The organism is Corallococcus sp. AB011P, from assembly GCF_003611605.1.
Lineage (GTDB): Bacteria > Myxococcota > Myxococcia > Myxococcales > Myxococcaceae > Corallococcus > Corallococcus coralloides.
Genome location: NZ_RAVX01000003.1, coordinates 528,491 through 541,217 on the forward strand (window position 1 = coordinate 528,491; position 12,727 = coordinate 541,217).

General features: G+C 67.8%; 9 protein-coding genes. 8 read left to right on the plus strand and 1 reads right to left on the minus strand.

What is annotated here, in order from left to right:
* Positions 1-24: 24 nt before the first annotated feature.
* Complete coding sequence (locus D7X30_RS11955) at positions 25-678, plus strand: hypothetical protein (RefSeq protein ID WP_169826248.1); 654 nt, start codon at positions 25-27, stop codon at positions 676-678.
* Between the two features lie 224 nt (positions 679-902).
* Positions 903-2,180 carry an ATP-dependent Clp protease ATP-binding subunit ClpX gene (gene clpX / locus D7X30_RS11960; protein WP_014396705.1) on the plus strand — a complete coding sequence of 426 codons (1,278 nt, stop codon included), beginning with the start codon at positions 903-905 and terminating at the stop codon, positions 2,178-2,180.
* A gap of 87 nt (positions 2,181-2,267) precedes the next feature.
* Here clpX and D7X30_RS11965 read toward each other — a convergent pair whose 3' ends face one another.
* Positions 2,268-3,788, minus strand: a complete 1,521-nt coding sequence (locus D7X30_RS11965) for an Hsp70 family protein (RefSeq protein ID WP_120563014.1) — start codon at positions 3,786-3,788, stop codon at positions 2,268-2,270.
* Between the two features lie 343 nt (positions 3,789-4,131).
* Here D7X30_RS11965 and D7X30_RS11970 point away from each other — a divergent pair, with 343 nt between their 5' ends.
* The 6 genes from D7X30_RS11970 (at position 4,132) to D7X30_RS11995 (ending at position 12,711) form a co-directional block, all read left to right on the plus strand.
* On the plus strand, positions 4,132-6,387 hold the full coding sequence (locus D7X30_RS11970; RefSeq protein ID WP_120563015.1) for a PrkA family serine protein kinase: 2,256 nt from the start codon (positions 4,132-4,134) through the stop codon (positions 6,385-6,387).
* A 148-nt stretch (positions 6,388-6,535) separates the two neighbouring features.
* A complete protein-coding gene (locus D7X30_RS11975; protein ID WP_120563016.1) occupies positions 6,536-7,426 on the plus strand; it encodes a serine protease in 891 nt (296 codons plus the stop codon).
* A gap of 83 nt (positions 7,427-7,509) precedes the next feature.
* A complete protein-coding gene (locus D7X30_RS11980; RefSeq protein WP_120563017.1) occupies positions 7,510-7,968 on the plus strand; it encodes a cytidine/deoxycytidylate deaminase family protein in 459 nt (152 codons plus the stop codon).
* 256 nt (positions 7,969-8,224) lie between these two features.
* The gene (locus D7X30_RS11985) at positions 8,225-8,887 is read left to right on the plus strand and encodes a HAMP domain-containing histidine kinase (protein ID WP_199724248.1); all 663 of its coding nucleotides are present in this window, start codon (positions 8,225-8,227) and stop codon (positions 8,885-8,887) included.
* Positions 8,888-8,960: 73 nt separating this feature from the next.
* On the plus strand, positions 8,961-10,400 hold the full coding sequence (gene nla6 / locus D7X30_RS11990; RefSeq protein WP_120563019.1) for an enhancer binding protein Nla6: 1,440 nt from the start codon (positions 8,961-8,963) through the stop codon (positions 10,398-10,400).
* Positions 10,401-10,728: 328 nt separating this feature from the next.
* Positions 10,729-12,711 (plus strand): ArsA family ATPase, encoded by a 1,983-nt coding sequence (locus tag D7X30_RS11995; protein WP_120563020.1) that lies wholly within the window; start codon positions 10,729-10,731, stop codon positions 12,709-12,711.
* Positions 12,712-12,727 lie beyond the last annotated feature (16 nt).

Here is a 12,727-nt window from a genome sequence, read left to right on the forward strand (position 1 = left end):
GACTTTCTTGCCCACCCCGCGGACGTGCCCGATACAACAGGCATGTCCGCCTCTGTCGCCGAAGTCGAAATCGCCAAGAAGGCCATGAGCGTCCCCCCGGGGACGTTCCGCCACACCGTCCTGCTCGCCGCCAAGCGCTTCAAGTCCACCTGGGCGGAGCTGGGCAAGCTGCTCGTCCAGGTCCGGGACGAAGCGAAGTACGAGGAGTGGGGCCACGCCTCCTTCGAGGCCTACTGCCTCAAGGAGCTCCACATCAAGAAGCAGACGGCGCTCAAGCTCACGCGCTCATTCAGCTTCCTGGCCAAGCACGAGGCCCCGGAGGAGCTCCAGCAGCACGAGTTCCCGGAGAAGGCCCCCGCCTTCGAGGTGGTGGAAGTCCTGGCCGACGCCGAGGAGCGGGGCCAGCTGTCCCCCACGGAATACAAGTCGCTGCGCGACAGCATCTGGAGCCCGGAGAAGTCCCCCACGGAGCTCAAGAAGGAGTTCGCCGAGCGCTTCCCCCGGCCCCCGCCCGAGCCGCCCCCGGAGAGCCTCCAGGTGCGGAAACTGGCGCAGCTGGCGCGAAAGCTCGCCTCCGAGCTGGCGGGAAGCCGTCGAGTCCCCAACGCCGTCGCCGAGCGGGCGGCCTCCCTGGCGGACGATGTCGAAGAACTCGCGTCGAGCGTGACGGACGCCTGAGTCGCTGTTATCCAAGACCGACCCGTTGACCTGGGCTGAACGCTCCCAGGAAAGGGCGCTTCCACCGGGCTTCCTGCCCGAAGGGGAGGGCCCTATAGTGGGTTCAGGGCCTGTAGCATGTGGGCCTGGAGCCGTCGTAAAGACGTGGGCGGCTTCGCGGGTGTTGGAGTGCGGTGGTCGGCGGAGAAGGTCCCGAACCGGGACCGGCGAACTCGGAGGCGGCAGTGAAGAAGGAGCACCACGTCAACCTGTCCTGCTCGTTCTGCGGCAAGTCGCAGCGCGAGGTCCGGAAGCTCATTGCCGGACCCACGGTCTACATCTGCGACGAGTGCATCAAGCTGTGTAACGACATCATCGCGGACGAGAACGAACGCGAGGAAGGCAAGCCGCAGGTCAGCCTGCCCACGCCGCTGGAGATCAAGGCGTTCCTCGACGACTACGTCATCGGCCAGGACCAGGCGAAGAAGGTCCTCTCGGTCGCGGTGTACAACCACTACAAGCGCATCTATCAGAAGAAGCCGGCCGCCCGGCCGCGCCCCGGGGTGAAGGCCCCTGGCGGCGAGGACGTGGAGCTGCAGAAGAGCAACATCCTGCTCATCGGACCCACGGGCTCCGGCAAGACGCTGCTCGCGCAGTCCCTGGCGCGCTTCCTCAACGTCCCCTTCACCATCGCGGACGCCACCAGCCTCACCGAGGCCGGCTACGTGGGTGAGGACGTCGAGAACATCATCCAGAACCTCCTCCACAACGCCGACTACGACGTGGAGAAGGCCGCGCGCGGCATCGTCTACATCGACGAGATCGACAAGATCGCGCGCAAGGGTGACATGCCCAGCGCCACCCGCGACGTGGGCGGCGAGGGCGTGCAGCAGGCCCTGCTGAAGATCATCGAAGGCACCCGCGCCAACGTCACGCCGCGCGGCGGCAAGAAGTACAACCAGCAGGAGTACGTCCAGGTCGACACGACGAACATCCTCTTCATCTGCGGCGGTGCCTTCCACGGCATCGACGGCGTCATCAAGCGCCGCGTGGGTGAGAAGGGCCTGGGCTTCGGCGCGAAGATCACCCACAAGGAAGAGCGCAGCGTGGGTGAGCTGCTGGCGATGACCGAGCCGGAAGACCTGATGAAGTTCGGAATGATTCCGGAGTTCATCGGCCGTCTGCCGATGATCGCGACGCTCAACGACCTGAAGGAGGATGACCTCGTCACCATCCTCACGATCCCGAAGAACGCCCTGGTGAAGCAGTACCAGAAGATGTTCGAGATCGAGAAGGTGAAGCTCACCTTCACCAAGGAAGCGCTGCGCGCCATCGCTCGCGAAGCGATGCGCCGTCACTCCGGAGCGCGTGGCCTGCGCGCCATCATGGAGGACGCCATGCTGGAGATCATGTACGACGTGCCGTTCCGCGAGGGCGTCAAGGAGTGCAAGATCACCGAACAGGTGATCACCAAGCACGAGCCCCCGCAGATCGTCATGGAGAAGGAAAAGAAGACCGCCTGAGGTTTCCCTCGGCGGTCGTTGTACCCACCCGGCGCCCCTCGCCTCCACGCAGGCAGGGGCGCCGTGGTGTTTCTGGCGCCAGGTGCTTCAGTTCTGCGTGACGCGCACCGTGGTCTTCATCTCGCGGCCGGTGGCGGGGTCCTTCGCGCGCATGGTGAGGATGCCCTCCACGCTCACGTCGAAGATGATCTCCACGTTCACCGTGCCGGCCTTGGCGGGCATGATCCCGGAGAAGGTGAACTCGCCCAGCAAGTCGTTGCGCGCCACCGTGTCGTGGTCGCCCTGGTAGATGCGCATGGCGAGCTCGGTCTGGTTGTCGATGCTCGTCGTGGCCAGCAGCTGCTTGGCGTTGGGGATGGACGCGTTGCGCGGGAAGACGACGTGGAAGCCGCCGTCGCCGCGCTCCAGGCCAATGGCCATGGGAATCACGTCCAACAGCTGGATGCGCAGGTTGGTGTTGTCCTCCAGCGAGTGCGCGTAGAGCGCCGCGCCAATGGCCACCGCCTCGTCCGGGTGCACGCCCTTGCTGGGCGGCTTGCCGAAGAACTTGGTGAGCCGGTCCTGCACGACGGGCATGCGCGTCTGGCCGCCCACCAGCATCACTTCGTCGATGTCCTTGGTGGACAGGCCCGAGTCCACCAACACGCGCGCCACCATCTGCAGGGTGCGGTCCACCAGCTGGTTCGTCAGCTGCTCCAGCATCTTGCGCGTGAACTTCATCTCGATGTTCAGCGGCTGGCCCTGCGCCGTCATCGTGATGAAGGGGATGTTGAAGGGCACTTCCTCGCGCGCGGACAGGTCGATCTTCGTGCGCTCGGCCAGGTCCTTGATGCGCTGCATGGCCACCGGGTCCGTGGCCAGGTCGATGCCCGTCTTGGCCGCGAAGTCCTTGAGGACGTGGTGGATGATGGCGTTGTCGAAGTCGATGCCGCCCAGGAACACGTCGCCGCCGGTGGCCTTCACCTCGAAGACGCGGTCGCGGATTTCGATGATGGAGACGTCGAAGGTGCCGCCGCCCAGGTCGTAGATGACGACCTTCTGCTTCAGCGTCTTGCCCACGCCGTAGGCGAGCGCCGCCGCGGTGGGCTCGTTGATGATGCGCACCACCTCCAGGTCGATGAGCTTGCCGGCGTCCTTCACCGACTGGCGCTGCCGGTCGTTGAAGTACGCGGGCACCGTCACCACCGCGCGCTTGATGGGCGTCTTCAGGTAGTTGGAGGCGACGTCGCGGATCTTCCCCAGGATCTTGGCGCTGACCTCCTGGAGCGTGAATTCCTTCTTGCCGACGTCCAGGGTGACGTCGTTCTTGGTGCCGGCGCGCATGTTGTACGCCACGGCCTTCTTCATCGTGCCGACGACTTCACTGCTGAAGTTGACCCCGACCAGGCGCTTGGAGCCGTAGACGGTGTTGCGCGGGTTGAGCTGCCACTGGCGCTTCGCCTCGAAGCCGATGAGCTCGTTGCCCTTGTCGTCGATGGCGAAGATGGAGGGGATGGTGTACTCGCCGCCCTTGTAGGGGATGAGCTTGACGTTCCCGCTGTCCTCGACGATCGCCGCGCACGAGTTCGTCGTGCCGAGGTCGATGCCGATGATGGGCTCCTTGTGCATCGCGTGTGGGCTCCGGGTGAGGCGTTGCGGCTGGATGGGGTGTGGCTTCCCGGGACCGTATCTCACCCGTCCCGGGTGCGCGAATCGCGAACCATCCGTCATCCGACGGACGCCCTCAAACTTCCAGCGCGCCTGAACCTGCCACCCCCGGGCCGCCCGCCTGGCCGGGTGGGACACGGCCGGCGTCCAAGCGCGCGACCCCGAACACACCGCCCGCGAGGGCAGGGCGGGTCGCTTTACATCCCAAGGGCCGGGAACGAAGGTCAGCCCCGGGGGTTCACATGCGACGGCGAAGCGCCGTGGCTACATCCGAGAGACCACCCATCCACAGAGGGGAGCCGCCGTGGAAGCGAAGGGCTATCTGCAGGAGGTGGGCGCACAGGTCAGCGCCGACTTCGTCAAGAACCGGTCCATCCTGTCCTTCGAGGAGTACCTGTCGCTCTTCTTCACGGACCCGAAGGGGCAGTCGCGCAACGCGGCGCAGTACCTGCGCGACGTGATGGACCACTACGGCACGGAAGCCGTGCCGCACCCCACCGGCACCATCCGGCGCTTCAAGGTCTTCGACGTCCCGTCCGCCGAACACGACGGCCGCGTCGCCGGGCAGGAGGAGGTGCAGAACGCCCTCTACCGCATCCTGGGCAACTTCGTGCGCGCCGGCCGCATCAACAAACTCATCATGCTGCACGGCCCCAACGGCAGCGCGAAGTCCAGCCTGGTCAACGCGCTGAAGCAGGGCATGGAGGACTACTCCCGCCAGCCGCAGGGGGCCCTCTACCGCATCGCGTGGGTGTTCCCGTCGGAGAAGCTGATCAAGGGCTCCATCGGCTTCGGCGAGCGCGCGGGCGCGAAGTCCGCGGAGGGCGAGCTCACCACGTACGCCCACCTGGACGCGGAGTCCCTGGACCTGCGCATGCCCTGTGAGCTGCGCGACCATCCGTTGTTCGCGGTGCCCCCGACGGAGCGCAAGGGCCTGCTGGAAGGGGCGCTCAAGAAGAAGGGCCTGGGCAACGGCGACGGGGCGACGGGGGACTTCCTGTTGTCCGACTACGTGCGCGAAGGCGAGCTGTGCGCCAAGTGCCGCCGCATCTATACGGCATTGCTCAACGCCTACGGCGGGGACTACCTCAAGGTCCTGCGCCACGTGCAGGTGGAGCGCTTCTACGTGTCGCGCCGCTACCAGGTGGGCACGGTGACGGTGGAGCCGCAGATGAGCGTGGACGCCGCCGCGCAGCAGATCTCCGCGGACCGCACCCAGCTCAACATGCCGGCCGCGCTGCACAGCACGGTGCTCTTCGAACCGCACGGCCCGCTGGTGCACGCCAACCGGGGCCTCATCGAGTACGCGGACCTGCTCAAGCGCCCGCTGGAGGCCTTCAAGTACCTGCTGGGCTTCAGTGAGACGGGCGAGGTGCCCCTGGAGCCCTTCGTGCTCCAGTTGGACGAGGTGCTCATCGCGTCCTCCAACGAGAAGCACCTGGGGGCCTTCAAGGAGCTGCCGGACTTCGCGTCGTTCAAGGGCCGCATCGAGCTGGTGCGCGTGCCGTACCTGCGCCGCTACAAGGTCGAGCAGGAAATCTATGACGCGCAGATCACCGCGACGTCCGTGGGCAAGCACGTGGCGCCGCACGCCACGGAGGTGGCCGCGATGTGGGCGGTGCTCACGCGCCTGAAGAAGCCCATCCCGGACCGCTACCCGGCCAACGTGAAGCCGCTGGTGGATCAGGTGGCCCCGGTGGAGAAGCTGCACCTGTACCAGGAGGCGGGAGTGCCCGCGCGGCTGTCCTCCGCGAACACCAAGGAGCTGCTCAAGCTGCGCGAGGAGATGTACGAGGAGTCCGAGGCGTACCCCAACTACGAGGGGCGCTCCGGCGCGAGCGCGCGTGAAATCAAGACGGCCCTCTTCAACGCCGCGCAGAACCCCGACTACAAGTGCCTCCACGCGCTGGCGGTGCTGGAAGAACTGCACGCGCTCTGCAAGGACAAGAGCGTCTACGAGTTCCTCCTCCAGGAGGTGATGGACGGCTACCACGACCACGAAACCTTCGTGCGCGTGGTGGAGGGCGAGTACCTGGACCGCGTGGACTCGGAGGTGCGCGACTCCATGGGCCTGGTGTCGGAAGGCCAGTACCGCGAGCTGGTGGAGCGCTACATCCAGAGCGTCAGCCACTGGGTGCGCGGGGAGAAGATGCGCAACCGCGTGACGGGCGAATCGGAGAAGCCGGACGAGGCGCGCATGGCGGAGGTGGAGGCCATCGTGATGCCCCAGGGCGAGGCCCCTCCGGACTTCCGCCGCGGGTTGATTGCAAGCATTGGCGCGCACCGGCTGGACAACCCGGACGGCGCCATGGACTACCCGCGCATCTTCCCGGACATGTTCAAGCGCCTGCGCGACCACTACTTCGAGGAGCGCAAGCGCGTGCTGCGCAAGAACAAGGAGAACGTCCTCAAGTACCTCTCCGAGGACCGCAACCAGCTCTCCGCGCGCGAGCAGTCGCAGGTGCAGGACACGCTGAAGACGATGGCGGAGCGCTACGGCTACTGCGAGTTCTGCGCGAAGGACGCCATCCTGTTCCTGATGCGTCAGCGCTACACCTGACGGGTGGGGGCGGGCAGGCATCCGGTAAGCCGATGCCTGCCCGCCTGCTTTTCAATCCGGGCCGGGGCTCGGGATGATGCGGCTTCGCACCGAGTTGCGCGTGTGTCGTCGTCTTTCGTCCCTCCTCATCCTTGCGCCTGGAGAGTTGATGAACCGGTTGCTGTTGGGCACCCCCCTCCTGTGGGCCCTCGTGTCGTGCGCCAGTGCCCCGTCGCAGTCCTCCGCGGACACTCCGGTCGCGACGCACACGCAGGCTCCGCTCCGGGTGGAGCGGGCGCTGTCCCGGCCCGAGCCCACGCCGCAGCCCACGCGCAAGGCGATGGTGCGGCGCATCCTCCCGCTCAACGTGCGGCTGGTGACGACGGAGGGCGGCCAGGTGCGCCGCTCGGCGTCGGGCGTCGTCATCGGCACGGAGGCCGGTGAGGCCGGGCCCGTCAGCTACGTGCTCACCAACGCTCACGCGGTGGAGCAGGGGGACCTGAAGGACCCCGTGCTCAAGGTCGTGTTGGACCGGCGCGCGGAGACGCACGAGTACCTGGCGGAGGTGGTGGCCACGGGCCAGGTGCCGGACGTGGACCTGGCGCTGCTGCGCGTGACGGGCGTGGCGTGGCCCGTGGCGGAGCTGGCCGCGGATGACGAACCGGAGCCGGGCGAGGACGTGGTGGTGGCGGCATCCCCGTACGGCCGCGCGCTGTCCATCTCCGGCGGCATGGTGTCCCAGGTGGAGTGGGACAAGGAGACGAAGCACCCGCGCATGCTGAAGACGGACGCGCCCATCGGTTACGGGGCCTCCGGCGGCGGAATCTTCAGCCTGGAGACGGGGCGGCTGTTGGCCATCGTGGAGGGCTACCGCACCGCGAAGGTGGACTTCGAGGTCGCCTCCCAGAACTTCAGCTTCGACGTGCCCATGCCCGGCGAGACGTTCGCCGCGCCCAGCGCCAAGGTGCGCGGCTTCCTCCAGGCGAAGGGCTTCGGCCGGCTGCTGGAGCGCTCCGCGGACGCGGAGGGTGCGGGGCCGCAGAAGACGGCGAGTCGCTGATCCAACAGCCCCGGACCGAGAAATTGGTTCGGGCCTGATCCAGCGTTAGAGCTGCGGGCTCATTCGCTGGAGGGGTCACGCGCATGTCCGCTCGGGGCAATTGGGATCAGTACTTCATGGACATCGCCCAGCAGGTGGCCACGCGCGCCACCTGCGACCGCAAGCACGTGGGCGCGGTGCTGGTGCGGGACAAGACCATCCTGTCCACCGGCTACAACGGCGCCATCCGCGGCCTGCCCCACTGCGATGAAGTGGGCCACATGATGGAGAACGGCCACTGCGTGGCCACCGTGCACGCGGAGGCCAACGCCATCATCCAGGCCGCCAAGAACGGCGTCGGAATCGACGGGGCGACCATCTACACGACCGCCAGCCCCTGCTGGCCGTGCTTCAAGCTGATCGCCAACAGCGGCTGCACCCGCATCGTCTTTGGCGAGTTCTACCGGGACCCTCGCATCTTCGAGTACGCGGCCCGGCTGGGCCTCCAGCTCGTGGGCGTGGGCGCCGCCGCGCAGCCTCCCTCGCCCGCCACCGGGACCTGAGGGCGGACGCGCTGTCCGGGGGTGGACAACCCCTGGACGCGCTGATCGCCCGGGATGGGGTTCCCGTTCGTTGAATGACACTTGTGAGTGCTCCTAAGTGGCTGTTCCGACACGGGAATTTTAGAACTCCGGCAAGAATTACCGACCCAGGGTTGACGATCCCAGGGGTGCTCCCTAAATCCTGGCCTCGGTAGGGCGGCGGCGGGGGTGGGGCGACGGAAATTCCTAGGAGTTCCAGGTGGTTAACTCATCTCTCATGGCTAGCAGTGTGCCTTCTGTCCAGGATGTGTCGGACCCGGTGGTGGGCGCGGCCCGCTACGACGCGGTTCCGCCCTTGATGGACAGCCTGCTGCACGACGTGCGCAACCCGCTCAACGCGCTCGCCATCCATCTCGAGGTGCTCTCCGAGAAGCTCAAGGGCGAGTCCGGCCAGGTGCCGGCCACCCAGGAGAAGAACCTCAAGGCGATGCGCGAGCAGATCGCCCGCGTGGACGGCCTGCTCAAGCTCTTCTCGGACTTCATCGTGTTTCGCGGAGCGGGCCCCTCCGGGGACGCGCCGCTGTCGGACGCCACCGGCAAGGCCCTGGACGTGCTGGGCCATGAAAGCCGCCGGCGCCGCCTCCAGGTCCAGCGCGACATCGAGCCGGACGTGCAGGCCCGCATGGAGGACACCACCGAACTGGGGTTCTTCCTGGTGCAGGTGCTGATGCGCGCCTTCCAGCGCGCGGACTCTGGCTCCACCGTGGTCGTCTCGGTCCGCGCGGAGGGCGCGAGCGCGGTGCTGGAGGTGCTGGACGGCTCCTCGGCGCCCGAGCGGGCGACGGACACCGTGGCCGCGCTGACGCTCCGCGCGGCCCAGTTGGGCATCGAGTTCTTCGTGGAGGCGGGGACGTGCCGCCTCGTGTTCCCGCGCGCCTGAGGTTCTCCCGCTGACGGCGCGGTCGGTCTTCCATCCGGTTTCATCACGCTTCATCGCAGTGGAGGTTTTCACCTTGGGCAGCGCACGAATCCTGGCCGTGGATGACGAACGTGAGACCTGCGAGGCCCTGGCGGAGATGCTGTCCGCCTGGGGTCACAAGGTCGAGACCGCGTTCGACGGGCATGACGCCCTCCGCAAGGCCGGTGAGTTCCGGCCCGACGTCGTCCTTTCGGACCTCGCCATGCCGGAGACGGACGGTCTGTGGCTGCTGCGCAACCTGCGCGAGGAGCTGCCGGACTGCCCGGTGGTGTTCCTCACCGGCCGCGGCACCATCGACACCGCCGTGGAGTCCATCCGCGAGGGGGCCTACGACTTCATCGTGAAGCCGCTGGACACCGCGCGGCTCAAGGTCTGCATCGACCGCGCGCTGGAGAAGAAGGAGACCATGCGCGAGGTGCAGACGCTCCGGCGCCGCCTCAAGCAGCTGGGCTCCACGGACCTCATCGCCGGCTCCACCGGGATGCGAAAGGTCATCGAGATGATGGAGAAGGTGGCCCCCTCCAAGGCCAGCGTCTCCATCAGCGGCGAGTCCGGCACGGGCAAGGAAGTGGTCGCCCGCACGGTGCACAACCTGTCCCTGCGCCGCGACAAGCCCTTCATCGCCATCAACTGCGCGTCCATCCCCGCGACGCTGATTGAGTCCGAGCTCTTCGGCCACGAGCGCGGCGCCTTCACCGGCGCGGATCAGCGCCGCCCGGGCGTGTTCGAGATGGCCCACGGCGGCACGCTCTTCCTGGACGAACTGGGTGAGATCCCCATCGACCTGCAGGCCAAGCTGCTGCGCGTGCTGGAGGAGGGCCGCCTGCGCCGCCTGGGTGGCAAGGTGGAGATCGAAGTGGACGTGCGCGTGCTGTCCGCCACGAACCGCGACCTGAAGCAGGAGATCAAGAACCAGCGCTTCCGCGAGGACCTCTACTTCCGCCTCAACGTGTTCCAGCTGCACCTGCCGCCCCTGCGCGAGCGCCGGGACGACGTGCCCATCCTGGTCCAGCACTTCGTGGACAAGTTCCGCGGGGACTCGGCCAAGCGCGTGTCCGGCGTGCACCCGGAAGCGATGGAGGTGCTCAAGAACTACGACTGGCCGGGCAACATCCGCGAGCTGCGCAACGCCGTGGAGCGCGCCGTCATCCTCTGCGACGGGGAGCTGATCACCCGCGAGCACCTGCCGCCCGACATGGCCGGCAAGAGCCCGGAGCGCCACACGTTCAAGCTGCCGTTCGGCCTGAGCCTGGACGCCGTGGAGCGCGAGTACATCCTGGGCAGCCTCCAGCGGAACGGGAACAATAAGGCCCGCACGGCGGAGGTGCTGGGGGTGAGCGAGAAGACGCTCTACAACAAGCTCAACCGCTACGCGGCGGAGAACCGGGCCCAGGGCACCCCGGGTGGTGGCAGCCCCCTGGGGGGACAGGGCAACGACGGCCCCATGAGCGCCAGCAGCTTCCTGACCCGCTGATCCGCGCCCCCTCTGGGGCCCGAGGCCGCTCGCCGCTGACCTGACGGGTAGGCAAGAAGGCCCGGATTCCGGGCCCTTGGCAGGGCTCCTGGAGAGCGCGCACGGGGCCTCCCCAAGCCGGTTTAAAAGGGCGGGGGAGGTCTCGAAAACCCCTGTCAATTCTTGACTTTTCCCCCCTGGACGGGGGATCCTCCGGACCTCTCCCACCCGTTGGTGAGGGCCCGGCCGGGACGTTTCATTTCGGGCCACGTCCGCCCCCCATGGTGCGGTCGTCCGACGTGAGTCATCTGGGGTGCCGCCGGGGGGGCACAAGGAAGGCCACAACGCAATGAGCGACGCGAGAGTACTTCACTTCTTCGGTGGCAAGGGCGGGGTTGGCAAGACCACGCTCGCGGCAGCGTACGCGGTGAGGCTCTCCGAAGAAGTGCCCAAGCACCGGGTGCTGGTCGTCTCGTTGGATCCGGTCCAGTCCCTGTCGGACCTCGTGAAGAAGAAGCTGCCGGCGAAGCCCACCAAGCTCCAGGCGGGCAAGGGCGAGGGCGGCCTCTTCGGCGCGGAGCTGAACCCGCCCGCGCTGCTCAAGCCGTTCCTGGCGGAGTACCTGCCGGCGCTGGCGAAGGCGGCGGTGAAGGGCACGCACCTGTCGGACGAGGAGATGGGCAAGCTCTACCAGCAGGCGGTGCCTGGGCTGGAGGAGCTGGTGGCCCTCTTCCACGTGGTGGAGTTGCTGGAGTCCGGTGACTACGATCGCATCGTGGTGGACACGGCGCCCACCAGCCACACGCTGCGCCTGTTCGACATGCCTGCGCAGCTGCGCAAGTTCCTGGGCTTCGTGAAGGCGGGCCAGGACCGCGCCGCCCCGGCCCCCAGTGGCAAGGGCAAGAAGGCGGCCGCTGCCGCCGCGGCGGCGGAGGGCTCGGGCGGCTTCCTGGAGCAGGTGGGCCAGAAGGCGGAGAAGCTGCTCGCGCTGCTGAAGGATCCGGCGCGCACGGCGTTCCACCTGGTGGCGCTGGCGGAGCCGGTGCCCGAAGCGCAGACGCGCATGTACTTCACCCAGCTGCGCGAGCGCGGGCTGCCGGTGACGGAGGTGGTGGTCAACCAGGTGGAGGACCACGAGGGCTGTCAGGCGTGCCAGGGCCGCCGCGGCCTGCAGGCGCCGCACGTGCGCAAGTACCAGGCGCTGGACAAGACCGTGCCCGTGAACCTGCTGGGCCGCCGCGAGGTGGCGCCCCGGGGGCTGGACGGGCTGAAGGAGTTCGCCAAGGAGTGGGCGGCGGGCAAGGAGACCAAGGCGCTGGAGTTCAGCGCGGCCGAAGGGCCTCCGGCGCTGGTGCGCGCCCCGTCCATGCCCCCCATCGCGGCGCCTCCGCTGCCGCCCACGCGGCTCATCTTCTTCGTGGGGCAGGGCGGGGTGGGCAAGTCCTCCTGCGCGGCCGCCGCGGCCGTGACGCTGACGGAGAAGGAGGGGCCGGTGCTCCTCATCTCCACGGATCCCGCGCACTCGCTGTCGGACGTGCTGCAGAGCCGGCTCACCGACACCGAAACCCAGGTGAAGGGCACCAAGGGCCTGTACGCGCGCGAGCTGGACATGGCGGGTTGGTTCAACGCCCTGCGCAAGCGCCTGAAGGAGAAGGCGGAGAAGGCCTTCGAGGGCGCGCCCAAGGCGGGCAACGACGTGCCGGCGGACCTGCTCTACCTGCGCAACCTGCTGGAGTGCGCGCCCCCGGGCATCGACGAGCTGGCGGCCATGTCCGTGCTGACGGATGCGCTGGTGCAGGAGCGCTTCAAGCGCATCGTGGTGGACTCGTCACCTCAGGTGATGAACGTGCGCGTGGTGGAGCTGGCGGACACGGCGAAGACGTGGCTGGGCGCGCTGCACGGCATCCTCAACAAGCACCGGGCCAAGGGCCTGGGCGAGCTGGCGGATGACCTGGCGGCGATGCTCAAGCACGTGAAGCGCTTCGAGGACGCGCTGGCGTCCCCCAGCGAGTCGCGCTTCGTGGTCGTCACGCGCGGCGAGGACCTGGCGTCGTCCCGCACGGAGCGGCTGGTGGAGTACCTCAAGGAGAAGAAGCTCCAGGTGGAGCGGGTGCTCGTCAACCGCGTGGGCCCCAAGTCCACCTGCGAGAAGTGCGAGAACCGCCGCAAGCTGGAGCTGAACGCGGCCAAGGCCATGGAGAAGAAGATTGGCCTGCCCGTGACGATGGCGCCCGCGCTGGGCCGTCACCCCGCGGGGCTGCGCGAGCTGAAGGCGTTCCGCACCGCCTGGTACGCGCTGTCCGCGCCGCCGGCGAAGATCAAGGCGGCCTGAGTCTTCCGCCGCGCCG